General features: G+C 68.1%; 24 protein-coding genes (1 of these 24 cut by a window edge). 12 read left to right on the top strand and 12 right to left on the bottom strand.

What is annotated here, in order from left to right:
• Positions 1 to 34: 34 nt before the first annotated feature.
• From F4Y45_11965 to modA, 6 genes are all read right to left on the bottom strand, one after another.
• Positions 35 to 535, bottom strand: a complete 501-nt coding sequence (locus F4Y45_11965; GenBank protein MXY25223.1) for a hemerythrin domain-containing protein — start codon at positions 533 to 535, stop codon at positions 35 to 37.
• A 60-nt stretch (positions 536 to 595) separates the two neighbouring features.
• Positions 596 to 901 (bottom strand): MoaD/ThiS family protein, encoded by a 306-nt coding sequence (locus F4Y45_11960; GenBank protein MXY25222.1) that lies wholly within the window; start codon positions 899 to 901, stop codon positions 596 to 598.
• A 62-nt stretch (positions 902 to 963) separates the two neighbouring features.
• Positions 964 to 2085: an exo-alpha-sialidase gene (locus tag F4Y45_11955; protein MXY25221.1), complete on the bottom strand. Its 1122-nt coding sequence runs from the start codon at positions 2083 to 2085 to the stop codon at positions 964 to 966.
• A 70-nt stretch (positions 2086 to 2155) separates the two neighbouring features.
• Positions 2156 to 3325 carry an ATP-binding cassette domain-containing protein gene (locus F4Y45_11950; protein ID MXY25220.1) on the bottom strand — a complete coding sequence of 390 codons (1170 nt, stop codon included), beginning with the start codon at positions 3323 to 3325 and terminating at the stop codon, positions 2156 to 2158.
• Complete coding sequence (gene modB, locus F4Y45_11945; GenBank protein ID MXY25219.1) at positions 2932 to 3585, bottom strand: molybdate ABC transporter permease subunit; 654 nt, start codon at positions 3583 to 3585, stop codon at positions 2932 to 2934. Before modB ends, F4Y45_11950 begins: the two co-directional genes overlap by 394 nt.
• Positions 3585 to 4376, bottom strand: a complete 792-nt coding sequence (modA, locus tag F4Y45_11940; GenBank protein MXY25218.1) for a molybdate ABC transporter substrate-binding protein — start codon at positions 4374 to 4376, stop codon at positions 3585 to 3587. Before modA ends, modB begins: the two co-directional genes overlap by 1 nt.
• A 74-nt stretch (positions 4377 to 4450) precedes the next feature.
• Between modA and F4Y45_11935 the strand changes: the two genes are divergently transcribed.
• Positions 4451 to 4885: a helix-turn-helix domain-containing protein gene (locus F4Y45_11935; protein ID MXY25217.1), complete on the top strand. Its 435-nt coding sequence runs from the start codon at positions 4451 to 4453 to the stop codon at positions 4883 to 4885.
• Between the two features lie 34 nt (positions 4886 to 4919).
• On the opposite strand, the gene F4Y45_11930 is transcribed toward F4Y45_11935, so the two are convergent.
• The 3 genes from F4Y45_11930 to F4Y45_11920 all read right to left on the bottom strand — a co-directional run bounded on the left by F4Y45_11930 (position 4920) and on the right by F4Y45_11920 (position 6143).
• The gene (locus F4Y45_11930) at positions 4920 to 5312 is read right to left on the bottom strand and encodes a PIN domain nuclease (GenBank protein ID MXY25216.1); all 393 of its coding nucleotides are present in this window, start codon (positions 5310 to 5312) and stop codon (positions 4920 to 4922) included.
• Positions 5309 to 5512 (bottom strand): type II toxin-antitoxin system VapB family antitoxin, encoded by a 204-nt coding sequence (locus F4Y45_11925; protein ID MXY25215.1) that lies wholly within the window; start codon positions 5510 to 5512, stop codon positions 5309 to 5311. The genes F4Y45_11930 and F4Y45_11925 overlap by 4 nt, the downstream gene beginning before the upstream one ends.
• A 127-nt stretch (positions 5513 to 5639) precedes the next feature.
• Positions 5640 to 6143: a hypothetical protein gene (locus F4Y45_11920; protein MXY25214.1), complete on the bottom strand. Its 504-nt coding sequence runs from the start codon at positions 6141 to 6143 to the stop codon at positions 5640 to 5642.
• Positions 6144 to 6407: 264 nt separating this feature from the next.
• Between F4Y45_11920 and hisI the strand changes: the two genes are divergently transcribed.
• The 8 genes from hisI to F4Y45_11880 are packed head-to-tail and all read left to right on the top strand — an operon-like array spanning position 6408 to position 13156.
• Entirely contained in the window at positions 6408 to 6770 is a 363-nt protein-coding gene (gene hisI, locus F4Y45_11915; GenBank protein ID MXY25213.1) for a phosphoribosyl-AMP cyclohydrolase, read from the top strand.
• On the top strand, positions 6767 to 7654 hold the full coding sequence (locus tag F4Y45_11910) for an ATP phosphoribosyltransferase (GenBank protein MXY25212.1): 888 nt from the start codon (positions 6767 to 6769) through the stop codon (positions 7652 to 7654). Before hisI ends, F4Y45_11910 begins: the two co-directional genes overlap by 4 nt.
• Positions 7599 to 8984, top strand: a complete 1386-nt coding sequence (gene hisD / locus F4Y45_11905) for a histidinol dehydrogenase (protein ID MXY25211.1) — start codon at positions 7599 to 7601, stop codon at positions 8982 to 8984. The genes F4Y45_11910 and hisD overlap by 56 nt, the downstream gene beginning before the upstream one ends.
• Entirely contained in the window at positions 8981 to 9649 is a 669-nt protein-coding gene (gene hisB / locus F4Y45_11900; protein MXY25210.1) for an imidazoleglycerol-phosphate dehydratase HisB, read from the top strand. Before hisD ends, hisB begins: the two co-directional genes overlap by 4 nt.
• Positions 9650 to 9654: 5 nt before the next feature.
• Positions 9655 to 10320, top strand: a complete 666-nt coding sequence (gene hisH / locus F4Y45_11895; GenBank protein MXY25209.1) for an imidazole glycerol phosphate synthase subunit HisH — start codon at positions 9655 to 9657, stop codon at positions 10318 to 10320.
• Positions 10321 to 10327: 7 nt separating this feature from the next.
• Positions 10328 to 11083 carry an imidazole glycerol phosphate synthase subunit HisF gene (hisF, locus tag F4Y45_11890; protein MXY25208.1) on the top strand — a complete coding sequence of 252 codons (756 nt, stop codon included), beginning with the start codon at positions 10328 to 10330 and terminating at the stop codon, positions 11081 to 11083.
• Between the two features lie 4 nt (positions 11084 to 11087).
• Positions 11088 to 11795: a 1-(5-phosphoribosyl)-5-[(5-phosphoribosylamino)methylideneamino] imidazole-4-carboxamide isomerase gene (locus tag F4Y45_11885; GenBank protein MXY25207.1), complete on the top strand. Its 708-nt coding sequence runs from the start codon at positions 11088 to 11090 to the stop codon at positions 11793 to 11795.
• The gene (locus tag F4Y45_11880; protein MXY25206.1) at positions 11792 to 13156 is read left to right on the top strand and encodes a hypothetical protein; all 1365 of its coding nucleotides are present in this window, start codon (positions 11792 to 11794) and stop codon (positions 13154 to 13156) included. Before F4Y45_11885 ends, F4Y45_11880 begins: the two co-directional genes overlap by 4 nt.
• A gap of 56 nt (positions 13157 to 13212) precedes the next feature.
• Here F4Y45_11880 and F4Y45_11875 read toward each other — a convergent pair whose 3' ends face one another.
• A complete protein-coding gene (locus tag F4Y45_11875) occupies positions 13213 to 13932 on the bottom strand; it encodes a haloacid dehalogenase type II (GenBank protein MXY25205.1) in 720 nt (239 codons plus the stop codon).
• Here F4Y45_11875 and F4Y45_11870 point away from each other — a divergent pair.
• Complete coding sequence (locus F4Y45_11870; protein ID MXY25204.1) at positions 13856 to 14827, top strand: sigma-70 family RNA polymerase sigma factor; 972 nt, start codon at positions 13856 to 13858, stop codon at positions 14825 to 14827. The genes F4Y45_11875 and F4Y45_11870 overlap by 77 nt on opposite strands.
• Positions 14824 to 15765, top strand: a complete 942-nt coding sequence (locus F4Y45_11865; GenBank protein MXY25203.1) for a hypothetical protein — start codon at positions 14824 to 14826, stop codon at positions 15763 to 15765. The genes F4Y45_11870 and F4Y45_11865 overlap by 4 nt, the downstream gene beginning before the upstream one ends.
• 37 nt (positions 15766 to 15802) lie before the next feature.
• Here F4Y45_11865 and F4Y45_11860 read toward each other — a convergent pair whose 3' ends face one another.
• Positions 15803 to 18511 carry a PIG-L family deacetylase gene (locus F4Y45_11860; GenBank protein MXY25202.1) on the bottom strand — a complete coding sequence of 903 codons (2709 nt, stop codon included), beginning with the start codon at positions 18509 to 18511 and terminating at the stop codon, positions 15803 to 15805.
• Between the two features lie 21 nt (positions 18512 to 18532).
• Entirely contained in the window at positions 18533 to 19711 is a 1179-nt protein-coding gene (gene bshA / locus F4Y45_11855; protein MXY25201.1) for an N-acetyl-alpha-D-glucosaminyl L-malate synthase BshA, read from the bottom strand.
• 73 nt (positions 19712 to 19784) lie between these two features.
• Between bshA and F4Y45_11850 the strand changes: the two genes are divergently transcribed.
• Positions 19785 to 20473, top strand: partial view of a hypothetical protein gene (locus tag F4Y45_11850; protein MXY25200.1) — the 5' portion only. Its footprint extends 130 nt past the window's final position; the window shows 689 of its 819 coding nt (coding positions 1–689); its start codon is at positions 19785 to 19787; the stop codon falls past the right edge of the window.

Below are 20473 nucleotides of genomic sequence, written 5' to 3'. Positions count from 1 at the left end.
GTAGCGCGCAGCCCCCGGAACCTCCATCGCTCAGTTACTCTGTCCTGGGCGGTACCGCGCAGGCGGCGCCGCGGCCCAGCGGAGCGGCTTCAAGCGCCGCGCCGACCGTTGCCAGGATCGCAGGCTCGCACGCCACCTGCATCCCCTCGAACAGATCGTTTTCCTCGCGACGGATGTGCCCACGGAGAAGAAGACCGAACGCCGTCAGGCGATCGTCCAGGCGGCTGACCGCATCCGCCTCGAAGCCGCGAATCAGCGCCCGCATCGCCTCGTGGTCGGCTGCCAGCGCCGCCACCTCACGCCCGCCTCCCTCCATCTCCCTCGCCGCGACGGGAAAGACATACGCCTCTTCCGCGTCGAAGTGCGGCCGCAGGTCGTTCTCGAAGAAGGCAAGGAGCCGCGCCACCTGCTCGGTGCGATCCTCGGGCCAGTCGGCGTTTGGATTGGTCGACCGCCCCAGGATCAACCGCTCCGCCATCACCAGCCCATGGTGATGGTCGCGCGACAACGGCACGAGGCTCGCGTGGCGCTTCATCGCAACGGATCCAGTCCCCTGCGTACGCTACACCAAAGGCAACGGCGAGAATCTGCCGGGCTACCCGCCGGCCACGGATCCGATGACGAGGAACGGTTCGGTGCCGGCGGCGACCTCCCGCGGAAGGGGCGCGTCTGGAGACTCGTGGGAGACGTCCTCCCCGCAGGCGAAGAAACGGAGGTAGGGGCGGCGGAGGCGCGTAACACGGTCCCGAATGGTGCCGCGGAGCATCGGATAGGCCAATTCGAGAGCGTCCAGAAGGACACGCTGGGTCAGGTTCGCATCCCCGACGGAAACCGGAATCCGAACTTCGCGATCCACCCGGGCCAACGTGCAGAGTTGGGCGGGGAGAATGACGGTCACGATGCGCCGGACGGCGCGGGTGTCGTCCCGGAAGGGCGGTGGAGTCGGCGCAGATGCCGGCGCGGTCATTCCAGCGTCTGGACCTCTACGGAAAGGACCGGTGGCAGGTCGTGGACAATGGACGCCCAACCGTCACCGCCGTCGTTCGAAACGTACACCTGGCCGCCCGTCGTGCCGACGTAGACGCCGCACGGATCGATCGTATCGACCGCCAGCGCGTCGCGCAGAACATTGACGTAGCAGTGCTCCTGCGGCAGGCCTTCCGTCAGCGCCTCCCACTCGCCGCCGCCGTTCCGGCTCCGGTAGACGCGAAGGCGACCGTCGGGCGGATAGTGTTCCGAGTCGCTCTTGATCGGTACGACGTAGATCGTTTCCGGTTCGTGCGCGTGGACCGCGATCGGAAATCCGAAGTCGGACGGCAGGTTGCCGCTCACCTCGCGCCAGGAGTCGCCGGCGTCGTCGCTGCGCATCACATCCCAGTGCTTCTGCATGTAAAGGACGTCCGGCCGCGACGGATGCATCGCGAGGCGATGGACACAGTGACCGACCTCTCCCTCGGGGTCGTCCGGAATCATGTCCGGCGACCGAAGGCCGCGGTTGATCGGACGCCACGTCGCGCCGGCGTCGTCGCTCCGGAAGGCACCCGCGGCGGAGATGGCAACGTAGATCCGGCCGCTGCCGGATGGATCCAGCAGGATGGTGTGGAGGCACATGCCGCCGGCGCCTGGCTGCCATTTCGGCGAACTTGGATGCTGGCGCAGACCGGGCAACTCGCGCCACGACTGCCCGCCGTCAGTGCTATGGAACAACGCGGCATCCTCCACGCCGGCGTAGACATGGTCCGGGTCGGTGGGTGACGGTTCCAGGTGCCATATGCGCTTGAACTCGAACGGGTGGGGCGTCCCGTCGTAGTAGAGGTGCGTACCGACGTCGCCTTCGTAGGCGAACTCATTGCCGACCGTCTGCCACGACCGGCCACCGTCGTTCGACCGCTGAACCACCTGACCGAACCAGTCGGTGTGCTGCACGGCATAGATGCGGTTCGGGTCGGCGGGCGAACCGGCAACGTGGAAGACTTCCCAGCCGGCCGCGTGGGGACCGTCGACCGTCCATTCAGTCCGTAACCCGTCCGAGGTCAGAACGAATGCTCCCTTGCGCGTTCCGACCAGCACCCGTACGCCCCTCATCATGTCTCCTCCAAACGGATCCGGACGCTTTCACAAGTGTCTGCCCAAGGTGCGGCGAAGCGCCGCAAGTCTAGCAGCCCGTGGTGAAACCCCCGCTACATTCGAGCGGCGCTGCGTCGGCGCGAACCGTGGGCAGGACGTCGGCCGGTACGCCGGCACGGAGGGTCCGTCCCTGATCGAGCACGATTACCCGCTCGGCCACGCGGCGTACTTCCTCTGCGGAGTGCGAGACGTAGAGCATCGGTGTGCCAAGTTCATCACGCACCCGCTCCAGATACGGCAGGATGCGGCCGCGCAGGCTGGCGTCGAGTGCAGCGAGCGGCTCGTCGAGCAGCAGCAGATCCGGTGCCGTCATCAGGGCGCGGGCCAACGCGACACGCTGGCGCTCACCACCGGAGAGGCTGTCGACCGGGCGGTCGAGGAGCATGTCGATCTCGAGGAGCTCGAGGATTGACGCGTGGGTCACGAGGGAGCCAGTGTCGTCTCCGTCGGGACGGCGGTCCTCGCGCGCGCCGTACATCACGTTGCCGCGAACGTCGAGGTGCGGGAAGAGCGCGAGATCCTGGGGAACGTAGCCGACGCGGCGGTCGTGCGGCGGGACGTCGATCCGTCGCGCGTGGTCGAAGAGGACGCGGTCGCCCATACGGATGACTCCATCGTCCGGGCGGCGAAGACCCGCGACCGCCGCAAGGGTCGTAGTCTTGCCGGAGCCGGACGGGCCGAACAGGGCCACCGTGCGGGCTTCGATCGTTTCATGCAACGCAAGCGAGAACGATCCCTGGCGCAGTCGTATGTCAATCACGACCGGCGTGGCGGCGGCGTCCGCGTGGTTCGGCACTGGCGCCGTCACGATGCCGCCCCGAGGCGGTTCGACAGGTGAACCGCGGCGAAGCCAATCGCGACGGCAGCGCCAATCAGCACCATTGCGGCCGTGTCGCGGCCCAGTTCCGCGTTGCGGTAGATCGCAACCGAAAGCGTGCGCGCGCCCGGCAGCGCGCCGGCCAGCATGATGGTCGCGCCGAATTCGCCGATGGCGCGCGAGAAACCGAGTACCGTGCCGGCGAGCAGGGCGCGGCGAGCCAGCGGCAGGCTGATGGTGCGGAACACGCGCCAGGGCTTCGCGCCCAGCGTCGCCGCCACTTCCTCGTACCGGCGGTCCGCCTGTTCGAATCCGGCGCGCGCCGCGCGGATCAGGAGGGGGAGCCCCATTACCGCCATCGCGATGACGACTCCGCGCCATGTGAAGACGATCTCGAGACCGAGCGGCTCGAGCAACGCGCCGATCGGCCCCCGTCGCCCGAACAATTTCAGCAGGAGCAGGCCGGTGGCGACCGGCGGGACGACCAGGGGCAGCGAGACGAGCGTCTCGAGGACCGAGCGTCCCCAGAACCGCCGCCGGGCAAGCACCCATGCGATTGCAATGCCCGGCGGCAACATCAGAAGCGTCGCCACCGCCGCCATCAGCAGCGTGAACCCCGTCACCTCGATCAGCTCGGCAATCATCGCAGCGTGACGAAGCCCGCCGCTTCGAACAGCGGGCGGACGGCGGATGTCTGCAGATAGTCGAGGAAGCGCACGGCACCGGAGCGATTCGGAGCGCCGGTCGCAACGGCCGCGGGATATACGATGGCGGGTCCATCCCCAATGGGCACCTCGAAGGCAACAATCGCGCCGGTGGCCGTCCGCACGTCCGTCCGGTAGACGATACCTGCGTCGGCCGCGCCCGATTCGACGGCGCGAAGTGCAGCACGGACGTTGCTCGCCGGAACGACCTTCGTCGCCACAGCGCCCCATAGACCGGCCGCGCGGAGCCAGTCACGCGCGTACACGCCCGCCGGAACCGCGTCGGGGTCGCCCAGGGCGAGGCGTTCGATGGATGCGCGGGCCAGATCCCGGGGTGCCGCAACGGTTCCCGGCCGGTCCGACGGTACGACGACGACGAGCTGATTCGTCAACAGATCGATCCGACTCCCGGCGTCTATCCTCCCCGCCTCCGCCACGCGCTCCATCTGCAACTCATCGGCGCTGACGAAGAGATCGACCGGGGCGCCTTCGATAATCTGCGACGCCAGCATCTGCGATCCGGCGACGTTCAACCGGATCGCGCTGCCTGTCGCCCCTTCGAATCGGTCGGCAATCACGGCCATCACCTCGGAGAGACTGGCCGCCGCCGACACCAGGACCGGCGCCGCATCGCCGACCCGGGACGTGTCACCGTCCCCGCCGCCGGAGCCTGCACAGGCCGCAAACAGCCCCAGCAGGCCCGCCAGAACGGCCCTCCGTTCGAACATTCGAACAATATAGTATGATTTCAGTCATATCAGGCAAACGGATTAAGACGATTTAGTTCGTCACCCTGGGAATCATGCCCCTCCTGACCGTCCGCGAAGCAGCCGACCGTCTTGGTATCAGCTACTCGACGCTGAAGCGCTGGATCTACAAGGGCGCCGTCCGGTCCGTTCGAACCGATGGCGGTCATCACCGCATCGCGGAGGAGGAAGTGGCTCGCCTCCTGGCACGCCGCGGCGCGCCTCCTGACCGCCGGCGTCGCTCTCCGCGCGGCAGCGGCGTCCTCGTTTCCCTCAGCGGCCGCAACCGTCTCCGCGGTGTCGTCGAAGAAGTCCGCCGCGAAGGCCTTCTGGCCCAAGTGCGCCTCCGCATCGGCGACCAGTCCCTCACTGCCGTCATTACGCGGGACGCCATCGACGAAGTTCGTCTCAAGCGGGGCGACGACGCTACCGCGATCGTCAAGGCGACGGAAGTGATGATCGGCCGGGAAGACGTGCCGCCGGACAGTTGACCGCGTCGAACCGCCAGAACCGCCTGGTGATCTCTCACGACCGATCAATCAGGAGCGGCGAGTGCCGCGCCAGTGCGTCGAAGTCCGCATCGTGATGAAGGACCGGCACGCCGGCGCGAATCGCCGCCGCCGCGATCAGGCAGTCGACAAGTGAGCGAATGGTCTCCCCGCCCCGCCGGCAGTGTCGATAAAGTGACGCCGCCTGATCGTAGTCAGTGGCCTCGATCGCGATCATGGCGGCTCGAGCGAGCAGGCGCCGGAGTTCCATCAGGTGGCGTTCGCTTCGCGCGCCCGCGAGCACTTCCATGTACACCGCTCCACAGGTGGCGACTTCCTCTCTGATCAGGCAGTCCCTTACGCGGGTGGCGGTTGTCGAGCCGGTGTCTCGCAGAAACTCAATCCACGCCGAGGTGTCGATGAGGATCACGGTACGCGGGTGCGGCGCAGGTCACGGAGATCGCCGTCCCAGCCGGAGCCCTGCATGCCCAGTGCCTCGTCGAGGCTGAGGGGCTCAACCGCAAGCCTTCGAAGCGCATAGTTGACCGCTTCCCGTTTGGTATCCAGCCCGAACCGGCGCATCACCGCGGCGCAGGCGTCCTCGTCAATGTCAATATTGGTGCGCGCCATACACCTAACATACACCATCCCCCAGCGCTCCGTATCGCCGCTCGAATGAAGCGACGGCTGCACCCGCGGGCTTGCTAGCGTGCCGAAATGACTGTGCCGGCCTGGAGGCCGGCGCACCGTTGTGAAGCTAGCGGGCGGAAAAAGTCGGAGGCAGAACGGACTGGACCTGGAGGCCCCATTGGCCGTCCTGATTCGTGACGACGTAAAGGGCCGGGGTGGTGCGGTACGGGGATCCGTCCGCCCGCCGGCGGCTGGTAACGACGCGGAAATGGACCTTGTCAGGTGACACCTGGGTGGCATCGACCAGATCGAGGGTCGTGTGATCCCAGCCCTCGGCGGCCCGGAGCAGATCGAAGTCGACAACGATTTCCTCGGGGTTGTCGCGGACAACGATCTGGCCGTTGAGGCCGATACTGATCCGCGGAAAGTTGGTAATTGCCGCAATGGCATCGTTGTCTTCGTCGTTCCAGGCGCGGATGTACTCGTCGAGCGCGCCACGGGCGGCCGACGCCGCGTCTTCGCCCTGGGCAAGGATCGGCGCAGCCGACCCCAACAGGCAGGCCGTGAAGCAGATCGCCAGCGCTAGCGCGCCCGTGCGGGCGCGTCCGGCGCTGGCTCCTAGCCTTCCCATCCCCGAAATCATATATGCGCGGGGCATCGGATTGACGGTCGAACAGGGGTGGGGTATGGTACGCGCGCGATGAGAGCGAACGTCAGCCGCGCGCGACGCCACAACGGTGGTCATCATCACCACGCCCATCCGGGGGCGGGGCTCGTGGCGGTGCGTGTAGGCTGACCAGCAACCAAACGCTCGCACGCGACACGATGGCCTCGCCGAACAGATGCGGCGGGGCTTTTTTTGTGCATGAAATTCGAGCCGGGGAGAACAGGGACGATGGAAATTGACTTCGACAAGATGGGTGGTCTGGTGCCCGCTGTCATTCAGGACGACACCAGCAACGAGGTGCTGATGGTTGGCTTCATGAACGCCACGGCGCTCGAGAAAACGCAGTCATCCGGGTTCGCCACGTTCTTCAGTCGGACGCGCAACACCCTCTGGATGAAAGGTGAGACCTCCGGCAATCTACTCAGGGTGCGTCGGATTCTCACCGACTGCGACGACGATACGCTGCTCGTCCGGGTGGAGCGGCTCGGGGAAGGCAACGTCTGCCATACCGGAGAACGAACCTGCTTCTTCAAGCAACTGCCGGGTGGCACCGAAGACGTGGAAGGCACTGTGGCGGGGGGCACGTCATGAGCCTGCGCCTCGGAATCCCGAAGGGATCGCTGCAGGATTCCACGGTGCAACTCTTTGCCCGCGCCGGATTCAGCATCTACGTCAGCGAGCGCTCGTATTTCCCGACAATCGACGACCCCGAGATCTCCTGCACGCTGATCCGTGCTCAGGAGATGGCGCGCTATGTCGCCGACGAGGCGGTTGACGCGGGTTTGACCGGTATCGACTGGATTGCCGAGCACGAAGCCGCCACCGGCAACGGCGACCGTATCGTGCGCGTAGCGGACCTCGTGTATTCGAAGCAGAGCTTCCGCAAGGTGCGCTGGGTGCTCGCGGTGCCGGAGGACTCGCGGTTTCAGAAGGCAGCCGATCTTGAGGGAAGGCACATCTCGACCGAACTGGTGCGGGTCACGGAATCGTACTTCGCACGGCTCGGCGTTAACGTCAGCGTCGAATTCTCGTGGGGCGCGACCGAAGTGAAGCCGCCTGACCTCGCGGACGCCATCGTCGAAGCTACCGAGACCGGATCGACGCTTCGCGCGAACCACCTCCGAATCATCGACACCGTGCTCGAGTCGAATCCGCAACTGATCGCCAACCGGCGCGCGATGGAGGACGAAACGAAGCGGACGAAGATAGAGAACATCGCCGTGCTGCTGAGAGCGGCGATGGAAGCGCAGGGACGTGTCGGACTGATGCTGAACGTGGAGCGTCCCAACCTCGACGCGATCCTCGCACTGCTGCCGGCGCTGCAACGCCCCACCGTCTCGCCCCTGAGCGACAACGACTGGGTGGCGGTCTCGACCATTCTGGAAGAGCGGACGGTCCGGGAACTCATCCCGCAACTGAGTGCGGCAGGTGGGCGCGGCATCGTCGAGTACCCACTCAACAAGATCGTGCTGTGAGGTTCGCCGTCATGAGGCTCGAGGCGTGAAGATCGTCACCTCGTCAAACCGGCGGGCCGTCCAGTCCATCGTCGATCGAGGCGCGGCGGAAGGGATCGACGGCCAGGTCGCGCAGCGGGTCGCCGAGATCGTCAGTGACGTCCGGGCACGGGGCGACCGGGCACTACGTCACTACGCGAAGACGCTGGATCGAATGCGGGGACCGATCGAGATCCCGGCGAACGAACTGACCGCCGGCGTTGACGCAACCCCACCGGCTGTGCGCGCGGCGATCGCCGAGTCTGCGCGCCGGATCCGGCGCGTGGCGGTGAAACAGGTGCCGAAGGGTTGGCGGGTCGAGCCGACGCCCGGTGTGGCCATCGAACAGCGGGTGACGCCGCTCGACCGGGTTGGCTGCTATGTTCCCGGAGGACGGCACCCACTCCCGTCCTCGCTGCTGATGACGGCGATTCCGGCGCGCGCGGCAGGGGTCGGCGAGGTGTTTGCGGTCTGCCCAAACCCGGCGCCCGCCGTGCTGGCCGCGGCGGTTGAAGCGAAAGTGGATCGGCTCTTCCGGATCGGCGGCGCCCAGGCAATAGCCGCGCTGGCTTATGGGACGGCGAGCGTCCCGCGGGTAGACAAGATCGTCGGCCCCGGCAATGCCTACGTCGCCACGGCAAAGGCGCTCGTCGCACGCGACTGCCCCATCGACTTCTACGCCGGCCCGACGGAAATCGTCGTCGTCTCGTCTGACGGCAACCCCGACTGGATTGCCGCCGACCTCGTGGCGCAGGCGGAACACGATCCGGACGCACGCGCAATCCTGCTGACGCCGAACCGGACCCTCGCACGAGCCGTCGCGGCCGCGGTGCGGCTGCAGGTGCGCGAACACCCGGCGGCCGAGCCGTCCATCGCCGCCCATGGCGTCGCGGTCGTGACCCCCACGCTGGACGACGCGATCGATCTCGCGAACCGGATCGCGCCCGAGCACGCGGTGACCGATACGATGGCCGACGCGCGTCGGATCACGCAGGCGGGAACCGTTTTCGCCGGACCGTTCGGGGCGCAGGCGGCCGGCGACTACGCGACCGGATCCAACCACGTCCTCCCGACCGGTGGCGCGGCACGCGCACGGGGCGGGCTGAGCGGCGCCGACTTCGTCCGCGTCAACAGCGTGCAACGGCTGACGCGAACTGGTCTCCGCCGTATTGCGCCCGCCGTCATCTCGCTCGCCAACGCCGAGGGACTTCGGGCGCACGCGGCCTCCGTGGCTCGTCGTGTGCTGCCGGATCCGGGAGCGCGTGCGGCGCGCCGCGCGCAGTCGACGCGCAAGGCAACAGACAGAGGATGAGCGGAAACCGAACGGCTCGAACCGCCGCGAACCAGGCCGCGAAGGAACGGACGGTCGCCCCGCGCGCCGCGCGCGGCGCCCGCACGGCGCGGATCGACCGTGAAACGACCGAGACGCGGGTCGCCCTCTGCCTGACGCTCGATGGGCGGGGACGCTACAGTGTCCGGACCGGCATCCGCTTCCTCGATCACATGCTCGAGCTGTTCGCCCGGCATGGCGCGTTCGACCTGACCGTCGAGGCGACCGGCGACCTCGACGTCGATCAACATCACACGGTGGAGGACATCGGCATCGTGCTTGGCGAGGCGGTGGCGGCGGCACTCGGCTCGAAGCGGGGAATCAACCGGGCGGGCTATTTCGTCATGCCGATGGACGAGACGCTGGGTGTGGCGGCGGTCGACCTGAGCGGGCGGGTGCATGCGGTGACCGATCTCAAGCTGCGGGCTCGGCTCGTGGGCGATCTGCAAGCAGAGCTGATCGCCGACTTCTTCGACGGCTTTGCACAGGGCGCGCGCGCCAACGTGCACGTCAAGGTGCTCTACGGACGATCGAGCCACCACCGTGTCGAGGCCGTGTTCAAGGCGTTCGCACGCGCGCTGCGGGTCGCCTGCTCGCGCGACCGGCAGTTGGGCCGGATGCTGCCCAGTACGAAGGAACTGCTGTGAGCAGCATCGCGTTAATCGACTATGGGGCGGGCAACCTGACGTCGGTGAGGAAAGCGCTCACGCACCTGGGGGCGCGCTACGACACGCCGGCGTCGCCCGCGGCCCTGGATCGGGTCCGGGGCGTCATCGTTCCCGGTGTCGGCAACTTCGACGCCACTTCCGCCCTCGACGACGCGTGGCGGCGGGCAATCGCGGACGTGATCGATCGCGGGGGCTTGCTGCTCGGGATCTGCCTCGGCCTGCAGTGGCTCTTCGAGGGGAGCGCGGAGGCGTCGGGGCTGGCCGGCTTCGGAGCCATGGCCGGACGTTGCCGGCTGATCGAACCGCCCGGCGCCGGGGACGGCCCAGCCGACGTGGACCGCCCCGGCGCACAGGGGGCCGGCCAGACGCTGAAGGTGCCGCACGTCGGCTGGAACAGCCTGCACCAAACGCGCGACTCCTGGGTACTGGACGGGATTGCCGAAGGAGATCAGGTCTATTTCACGCATTCCTACGCCGCACCGGTGACCGGCGACTGTGTCGCTTCCACCACTTACGGCATCGAATTCGCCAGTCTCGTCGAGCGTGACCGGCTGGTCGGGATGCAGTTCCATCCGGAAAAGTCGGGAGACGTCGGATTGCGGCTCTTCCGAAACGTCCTCGGCCGGATGGCGGAAGCCGGAAACGGATAGCCGGCAGATGCTGTCAAAACGGATCATCGCCTGCCTCGACGTCCGCGACGGTCAGGTGGTCAAGGGAATCAACTTCGAGGGACTGCGCAATGCGGGCGCGCCGGCCGAGCTGGCCCGTCGCTACAACGTAGAAGGGATCGACGAGGTGGTGATTCTCGACGTCACCGCAACGATCGAGAAGCGGAAAGCGCTCGCCCGGACAATCGATGAAGTGGCGCGGGAGATCTTCCTGCCCCTCTGTGTCGGTGGAGGGATCCGTGACGAGGCGCACGCGGAGGCGGCCATCGAGGCGGGCGCCGACAAGGTGAGCCTGAACACCGCGGCCATCGAGAAACCCGACTTGCTCACAACGCTCGCTCGCCGGTACGGCAGCCAGGCGGTAATCGTCGCGATCGACGCGAAACGCGAAGGCGACGGATTCCGGATATATGTGCGGAGCGGCCGGCAGGCAACCGACCGCGACGCGGTGGAGTGGGCTCGCGAAGCGGCCGGCCGGGGAGCGGGCGAGATCCTCCTGACGTCGATCGATCGTGACGGGACCAAGTCGGGGTTCGATTGCGAACTGACCGCGGCGGTGTCGGAGGCCGTGCCGATCCCGGTAATCGCGTCGGGTGGGGCAGGGACCTTCGACCATTTCGTAGACGTCTTCACCGTCGGGCGGGCCGACGCGGCGCTGGCAGCGTCGATCTTCCACTACGCGGAGCATGCCGTGGCCGACCTGAAGACCCATCTGCGGGCATCCGGCGTTCCGGTCCGGTTGTGACGAGATGCTGATTCCATCAATCGATCTGAGAGGCGGGCAGGTCGTGCAGCTCGTGCAGGGGAAGCGGCCAGCGCTCGCCTCGGACGACATCGACGGGTGGGTGGAGAAGTTCCGGGGTTTCCCGCGCGTGCAGGTGATCGATCTCGACGCGGCGATGGGATCGGGGTCGAACGCGGCAATAATCCGACGGATAGCGCCGCGCCTGCGCTGCCGCGTCGGCGGAGGGGTCCGCACGATCAACCGGGCGCGGGACATGCTCGACGCCGGGGCGAGTGCGGTGATCGTCGGCTCGTCCCTCTTCGACAACGGTCAGGTGGACGTCGCCTTCGCCGAGTCACTCGCCGCCGCAGTCGGACCGGAACAGGTGATCGCGGCCATCGACAGCAAGCACGGCCGCGTCGTGATCAAGGGATGGACTGAGGCAACCCCGCTCACAGCGGTGGAGGCGGCGCGCGCACTCGAGCCGTATTGCGCTGAATTCCTCTATACGCACGTGGATCGCGAGGGGCTGATGCAGGGGACCGACATGGAGGCGATCCTGGCGGTCCGACGCGCCACAGCGCGGCGGCTGACCGCGGCAGGTGGAATCACCACGCAGGCCGAGATCGATCAACTCGATGCCGAGGGGATCGACGCGGTAGTCGGGATGGCAATCTACACGGGCCGGATCGACGTCACACCTCCGACGCCGGCCGAGGCCGCGCCGCCGTGACAATGAGCGCGCCGGCGGCCGCTGTCGAACCTGTCCCCAACGTCCCGCTCACGCCTCCCAGCCGCTGGGTCTGGAGCCTCGGCACCCTCGGGGTGCACATCTTCTACCGCGTCGATCGGACAGGCGACGCCCTGCCCGCGGGACCGCTGTTGCTGGTTGCCAACCACCCGAACTCCCTTCTCGACCCTGCGCTCATTCAGGCGACCGCCGGACGCCAGGTACGGTTTCTTGCGAAGTCGACTCTCTGCGCCGGGCATCTCCTCAGCCCCCTGGTCCGCCGCGCCGGCGCCATCCCCGTCTACCGCCGAATCGATTCCGGCGTTGACACGTCGCGCAACGTCGAGATGTTCGCGGCAGTCCTGACGGCGCTCGCGCATGGCGAGGCGGTCTGCCTTTTTCCGGAGGGAATCAGCCATGCAAGAGGTCGCCTCGAACCTCTCCGGACCGGGGCCGCCCGAATGGTGCTGGAGAGCGGAGGCCGTGGCACTTCGGTCACGATCATTCCGGTCGGACTGAACTTCGAACGCTTCACGCGATTCCGGTCACGCGTGCAGGCGGTCTTCGGACGGCCGTTCGACGCTGAGGACCTGCGCGCCCTCCACGAGACGGACCCGACCGCTGCCGTTCGCGAGCTGACCGGGCGCATTGAAACGAAGCTGCGGCGATTGATGGTGGAGGCGGAGCCGCGCCATGACCTGCGGCTGGTCGAGCGGGCGGACCGGCTGTACGCCGCGGCGCGCGGGGCGCCCTCCGATCCGCGCGAACGCGTGGAGCGCCGCCGCCTGATCGCGGCGGGGATGGCAACGCTTCGGGAGCGAAATCCGGAGAAGCTCGCCGACATCATCGGGCGCGTGGATCAGTACGACGCCAGCCTGCGCCGGTTCGGTCTGCACGACCGCGACATCGACCGGGAGGTCCCGTTCCGCGTCGCCGCGCGGTTCGTGGTCCGCGAGGGGTTGTTGGCGCTTCCTTTCGGAGCGCTGGCGATAGCCACCCTCGCACTCTTTGCCGCGCCGTACTGGGTCACCGGATGGCTGGCGCGGCAGGCGCCCGATCCGCAATTGCGTCCAACGTGGAAGGTCCTGGGCGGAGGCGTAATCTACGCCGCCTGGATCGGCCTGGCCGCGGTGGCGGCGGGCGTGTCGCTGGGACCCGTCGCCGGTTCTCTAACCGTACTGGGCATGATCGCGCTCGCCCTGTTCGGTATGCGCGCCATCGAACGGGAGACGCAGGTCATTCGGGCTGTACGGGCGTTCTTCGCCCTTCGCCAGACGCCGAGGGAGGCGCGGGCGTGGCTCCGCCGCGAACGTGCGGCGCTGGCGGAACTGCTCGATGAGCTCCACCGCTGGATGGGCGGCTAGCGCCGCGCGTCGAAGCGCCGCGTAGATAACCAGTCCGTGGTGAAACCCTGCGTAGGCTACAGACCCAACTGACTCGCCATGTCGTTGAAGTCGGTGGCGACGATGTCGAAGTCGGGATCGGGGGTCAGGTCGCGATCGTCGTTCGGGCCGAACTCCGTCGGCCGCGGGACGTAACCGGTCCGGAATCCGAGAGCGCCGGCGGCGCGAAGGTCGCCCTTGTGCGCGGCCACCATCATCACCTGCTCCGGCTCCACACCCAGAAGGTCGGCCGCGGTGAGATAGGCTTGCGGATCCGGCTTGTAGTGCCGCGCCAGTTCGGCCGAGAGCACGGCGTCCCAGGGAATGCCGGCGTTCTTCGCCATGTTCACGAGGAGAGCGACATTCCCGTTCGAGAGTGACGCCAGGACGTACCGCCGGCGCAGGCGGGTCAGCCCCTCGACCGTATCCGGCCAGGGCGTCAACCGATGCCAGGCACGGTTCAGGTCATCGAGCTCCGGCTCGGTGAGGCTCTCCAGACCGTACTTGGGCACCAACTCGTCCAGAATCATCCGGTGCAGATCGTCGATCTTCGTCCAGCCCAGCTCGCCCCGCCGCACTCGGCCCATCGCCGGACCGTAGCCGGCGCGCCAGTCGTCGGCGAACGCGGCCCAGTCGGCCTGAATCCCCTTCTTCCGGCCGACCGCTTCGCCCTCTCGCGTAATGCTGGTCCGCCAATCAACCACTGTTCCGAAGACATCGAAGGTCATGGCCCGGACGTCTCGGACGCGATCGCTCAACTCCTGCCCGGCCAAGCTGCCTCTCGGCGCCCAGGCGGCGGTGCGAGTAAATGCCGCAGCCAGTATGGCTGCCGATCCGCCAGTCAGGAACGCCCGCCGGCTGCTGCTGTTCGACATCGTTGCATCCTCCTCCAGCGGGCGCGCTCCATCGGTCGACGTGCGCCGGCTGACCGCCCCCAGCGTATCGCTCCGCGCACGGCCTGTCCATCCTGCAACCGTCAAGCCGGAGAACGGCTCGGCGAGTACAATCTCGACAGTGACGCCAGCACGACCGGAGCCGGACAGCAACCCGCGCCAGCCGCCGGCATCGCCGACGGAGGCGGTCGGCGCGATTACGAAGGACGACCGGACACTGATCTCCCGGATCGCCCGGCAGGATACCGCCGCGCTCGCGGCGCTCTATGACCGCCATGCAGACGCTGTCTATTCCCTCGCAGTCCGGATTACCAACGAACCGTCAGAAGCCGAGGGGGTCGTGCAGGAGGTGTTTTCGCAGATCTGGTTCGAGGCCGCGCGGTATCTGGATGATGACGTCGCCGTCTCACGGCTGTTGCTCGAACGGACGCGGGAACTGGCGATCGCGCAGGCGCGGGCGGGTGGGCGGAACCCGGCGACCGACAGAGGCAGCCCCGGCGACGCGGCGACGGTTCGCCTGCCCCAACCGGCCCTCGGCCTGAACGACGACCTGGCAGACCCAGCCAGTGCCGCGCGCCTGCGCGACGCGCTCGCCCGTCTGCCGCTGCTTACGCGACTGTCGATCGAGCTTGCATACTTCGACGGACTGACCCTCGAACAGATCGCCCGTCAGCTCGATCAGCCGGAAAAGGCCGTGCATAAGCGAATCCGGTCCGGTTTGTCGGAACTGCTGGCGACCATCGGGGAGAATGATCGATGAGTTCCGACAAGCATCACCGCAAGCACGCGCACAGCCTGGCGAGCCTCTACGCGCTCGGCGCACTGAACGCCACGGACCGGGCTAAGTTCGAAGCGCATATCGAAATGTGCACGTCGTCGGTGGAGGAAGTGACCGCGCTGCTGCCGGTGACCCACGGATTGGCCGCGGCCGCGCCACCGCGCGAAGCGCCCACAGCGATGCGCGAGCGGGTCCTTCGCGCGATTACCAGAGAGTCGCCGCCGGCGGCTGGCGAACAGACAGGCGGCAGCGAGAACCGTAACGCCCCGATGGCAACGCCGGTGACGCCAGCGACCGCTGACGACCTGACGATCCCCGCCGACGTAGGGGATGAACCTGCTGGCGCGGTCGAACCCGGCATGGGGCGAGCGGGGCGTGCGATTCTGTGGCTGATCACGGTGGCCAGCCTCGGCGCGGCCGGCTGGATGGGCTGGCAATGGATGCAGCAGATGACCTATTCGCAGGCGCTCCAGGAGAACCTCGACGCCGCGAATCTGCAGGCGATGCAGGCCGAGGAGGCAGCCGGCGAGGCGCTCGAGGCGGTGAACGCCTTGCGCGCGCAAGTGGCGATCCTGGCCGCTACGGATGTCGAGACGCTGTACCTCGTGGGGCAGCCCGCCGCACCTGGTGCGTCAGCACTCTGGATCACGAGTGAAACCGCGGGAACGCTGTTCTCCGCGGCCGGGCTGCCGCCGCCGCCGCCAGGACGCACCTATCAACTCTGGTTCGTTTCGGACGGCGCGCCCATCAGCGGGGGTACGCTGGCGGTGGACGATGCGGGGCGGATTGCGGCTTCGGTGACGCCCCCCCTCCAGAATGGCACGGGCAGGATCCCGCTGGTTGCCATGGCCGTGACCCTCGAGCCGGAAGAGGGTGTGGCTGCGCCGACCGGTGAGGTGTACCTGCTGGGCAGGCCGTAGCGAAGCCGAGCCGGATGCCGCGCCTTCGCCGCGACGGTTACCGAACGTCTCCCTCGCCAAGACTGAGGAGATTGGCGAGCAGCGTGTAGGCGCCGGGAGTGCCGGCGGGAAGCTGGCGCCAGAGGCCCAAGCCGAGATAGACCCACCGGCCCTGCCCTGGCCGGGCTTCAACGAGCGCGCCCCGCTTGACGCCAGCGTTGTACTCGAACGTGTCCTCCAGTTCCACCAGATCGGCGTAACGCTCATCCCGGTCGGCCAGGAAATACAGACCGCGTTCCTGCACCCAGTTCTCCCACGTCGCCGCGCCCACGCGGTTCGGCCAGGCGAACACCGGATGGTCGTTTGCCAGAACGCGGATCGGTGCCCGTTCGTCGGTGACACGGCCGCGTCCCACCTGGGCCGGCCAGGGTCCGTACTGCGCCTCGTTGAACTCGAACTTGTTGTACTGCACGATGACGGCGCCGCCCGCCTCGACGTACTCCAGCAGCCGATTGTTGTTCGCCCGCAGGTCGTCGCGGCGCTCGTAGGCGCGGACACCGGTCACAATCACATCGAATCGCTCCAGGTCGCCCCATGCCAACCCGTCGGCGTCGATGAACTCGACGCGCGCACCCAGTTGCTCGATGGCCGGCGGCACTGCGTCGCCCACGCCCTCGATGTAGCCGACCAGCAGATCCGGCGCTACCGCCACGTCAAGCACGTGCACCGTCGCCATAGCAGGCCGGCCGATGTGCCGGCGAGAGGTGTGAGGGTATTCGATCACCTGGTAGCCCCGGTCGTAGGCCTCGCCGGCCACATCGACCGCCGCCCCCATCGTGTACTCGCCCGTCGGCGCGCCGCCGGTCGACACCCGGAACCGAACCGTCCGCGATTCGTCTTCGCGGCCGAAAGTGACCGCGGCCGATGCCGGCTCGGAGACCCAACCGCTCGGCAGATCGAGGCGTACGGTGCCCGTCACCGGCCGGCCCGGCGCTATCGGACCCGTGTGCGTCGCCGTGACGCGCACCTCGCGGGCCGCCGCGTCTCCGGTGGCGGCAACCGGCACGACGGTAATCGCCGGCGTCATCGACACCGCGACACGCGGGACGACCTGAAGCGCCATCCGCTTCTCGCCGGTGAAGAGGTCGTCGCCGTAGTAGCGGTACTCGACGCGACGCTCAACAGAAATCGAGGCCGACCCAAGTCTCAGGTCCACGGTCGCGCGGAACGGCGTCGGCCGGAACGGCAGCCCGAAAGGTACGTCCGGGTCCAGTTCGTAGCGGTCCGCCCCCGCGACGTGCGTCCAGTGGATGTCGGTCATCCGCGCGTCAGGGGGAATCCGTGCTTCGAGACTGCACTCCTGGACATTGCCCGCCGCCAGGGCGGCGGCGCACGCATCCACACCCGTGACCCCATCGAGACCGTCAAGCCGCAGGCCCTGCACCGTCACTGGGTCATCGCCAAGGTTGGCCACCAGCGCCCGCAGGCGGATCGGCTGCCCGGGCGCCACGATGCCGTCGTCGGCCAGCACCTCGAGCCGGACCGCGTGCGCCAGCACCGCGGCCCGCTCGAACTGGCGCTCCTTACTCGTGAGGCTGAAGTCGATCGCGGCCCGGGCCTCGTCGGACAGGCCATACACCCCCGTCTCGAGCGCAGTACGCATCAGCCGGGTCCGCAGCAGGCCGCTGAGGACCGGCTCGCGCGCACCCGCCATTCCATCGGATTCGAAACCCTCAAGCGCATCACGCGCATCCATGGCCAGCGCGGCAAGATCGTCGACGAGCCGGCTGGGCGGCGACGTTCCGGCGAACCGCGCGAGCGAGCCGATCGAGGTATCAACACCGTCGAAGAGTGAAGACTCACCGGAACCGCCGGTGTACCCGGCAATAGCCGTCTCCGCCAGACGGTAGCGACCGCCGGCCGCCCCCGCCGGCAGCGCGACAAACTGGGACATGCCCTGGCACTTGTGCATGCTGCGGGCGCGGCTGCCCAATTCGGTCCAGGTGGCGCCCAGCAACGGGTCGTAGCCAGCCAGGTCGATCGTCGTCAGGGCCGGATCGGGGTCGCCGCGCCGGTTGGCGAACCCAGGCGGCCCGATGCCCATCCCGAACGGGAAACCGGTTCGAAAGTAGAACTTCCGGGCCTGCCACGGGCGCAGGCCGTCCGCGATCTGTTCCGGGAACCGCGCCGGATCGGCGGCAGCGTGGTAGGCCTCTTGGGCGAGGATCGCAGAGGCTTGGTGGTGCTGGCCACCGCCCCGGCCTTCGGGACTCATCGCCGAGATGACGTCGGGGCGGATCGTCCGGATCATCCTGACGATGTCCGAGAGGGCTTCCTCGCGGCCCCAGCGCTCGAACGTCTCCTCGACACTGAACGAATACCCGAAGTCCACGGCGCGCGAAAAATACTGTTCGGCCCCGTCCAGACGGTGCGCCGCGGCAAGCTCTTCCGTCCGGAGCACGGCGAGCGCGTCGAACAGTTCCGGACCGATCTCGTTCTGGCCGCCGTCCCCCCGCGTCAACGAGAACAGCACCGTTCGGTGTCCATCCCCCCTCGCGAGGCGCGCCAGCAGCGCGTTGTTCTCGTCGTCCGGATGGGCTACGACCGACAGGAACGTGCCCGTGCTGTTGAGCTGCCGGAGCGCCACGGCGAGGTCGGCCTGCCCCGCCGGATCACTCAGCGGCTGCGTGACGGCCGATACCGCCGTCAAGCCCAGCGCGAGCCCGAGCGACACAAAGAAGAGCGCGATCCGGTAGGTTGCTGGCATGTGCTGAGTATACAAGTGGGGTCAGCCGCCGACCCCGAAATGAACCGCCGCTCCACTCGGCCGGGCCAAAACCGCTTCGTAGAACGCCTCGTACCGGGGAACGACCGCCTCCGAGCAAAAGCGCTCCCGAACGCGCTCGGTGCCGAGACGCGCGATCCGCCGGTGGAGAGCCGGCTCGGTCAGCAGGCGGATGGCCGCCGCCGCCATGCCGGCGAAATCGTCCGGTTCGCAGAGCATGCCGGACTCGCCATCGACAATAACCTCCGGCAGGCCGCCGACGCACGACGCAACAACCGGCGTGCCGCATGCCATCGACTCGAGCGCGGCGACGCCGAAGCTCTCCTCCGACGATGGCAGCAGAAAGAGGTCCGCTATCGACAGCAGCGGCACCACCAGCTCCTGCTCCCCCAGTGCCTCCACGTCGGCGGCGAGACCAAGTTCGCGAGCCCGGCGGCACGCGGTCGGCAGGTCGGGACCGTCACCGACGAGCAGCAGCTTTGCGGGCATTCGGTCGCGGATCCGCCGGAACAGCTCGACGACCACGTCGGCGCGCTTCACGGGACGGAAGTTGGAGACATGGATCACCAGTCGGGTTGCCGGATCGGCGCCTCGGTAGCGCTCGAGCAGCCGTTCGTCAACGACCCGTTGGTGTCGCTCGCAGTCGAGGAAATTCGGAATCACCTCGATCTCGGCCCGAACCGGAAGCTGGCGGTACGTGTCGTCGCGCAGGCTCTCCGACACCGACGTGACGCCGTCCGACTGATCGATGGAGAACGCGGCGGTCTCGAGGTATGAGGGATCGCTGCCGGTCAGCGTGACATCGGTGCCGTGCAGGGTCGTGATGATTCTGGGCGACGGCGACGCTTCCCCACCGCCGGCAAGAATCTCCCGCGCGAGATACGCCGCGGTGGCGTGCGGGATCGCGTAATGGGCGTGAATGATGTCGAGGCGGTGTTCGCGCGTCACCTCGACAATGCGGCTGGCGAGGGACAACAGGTACTGCGGCTCGCGAAACAGCGGATAGCCTGGCGTGCGCACCGCATGGAACGCCAGTCCCGCCTGAAAGTCGCTCAACCGAACCGGCGGCTCGCTGCTGATGAGGCGCACCTCGTGGCCGCGCCGCGCCAGCGCCTTGGCGAGCTCGGTCGCGACGATGCCGCTACCTCCGACCGACGCGTAACAGACTATGCCGACGTTCATGACTCAGGCTACCACCACGGGACGCCCCCCGTGGACGCCCGTGCGCGCACGGGATTACACTCGAAAGACCGCCATGAGCCACGCAACGTTTCACTCCTGTGGCCGCATTCTGCTCGGATGGGCTTTGCTGATGGGCGTGGCGGCGGACGCCATGGCCCAGTCGCTCCCGCTCGCCGAGCTCGCGCGACAGGAACGGGCTCGGCGGGCAGCGATCCCGGAAGCGGAACGGTCGAAGATCTACACGAACGCCGACCTGCGGGACACCGGCAGCCTGACCGTGGCGGCGACCCCGGCAGGCTCCGCGGCGCCGCCCGATACGGGCCAGCGACGCGCTGCGCCGGAAGCCGGACGCGATCCCGCGGAAGTGGACGGCAACACCGCCGCACCAACAGACGACGGCGGAGGGCGCGACCGCGACGAGGCTTACTGGCGCGGCCGGATGGCCGAGGCCGAAGCGGCCCGGGCTCGGGCCGCCCTGATGGCGGCGGCGCTTCAGAACCGGGCGGACGGCCTCTGGACCCAGTTCACCGCGGTCGACGACCCGGCACGGCAACGCGTAATCGAGCGGCAGCGGAACGACGCCCTCGAAGCGCTCGAGAACGCGCGGGTGGAGCTAGAGGACGCCGAGCGCGCCATCGCCAGCATTCGCGAGGAGGCGCGGGGGGGGGGCGCCCCCCCCGGCGGGGGGCGGCGGCCCGCCGGAATTACGGCCACGCGCGCGCCGCCCCCACCAGCCCCCCCCCCGCCCCCCCCCCCCACCGC

This window comes from Acidobacteriota bacterium, assembly GCA_009838525.1.
In the GTDB taxonomy this organism is placed as follows: Bacteria; Acidobacteriota; Vicinamibacteria; order Vicinamibacterales; family UBA8438; genus VXRJ01.
The sequence above is the reverse complement of the archived record's forward strand: the minus strand, read 5'-3'. Positions and strand labels throughout refer to the sequence as shown.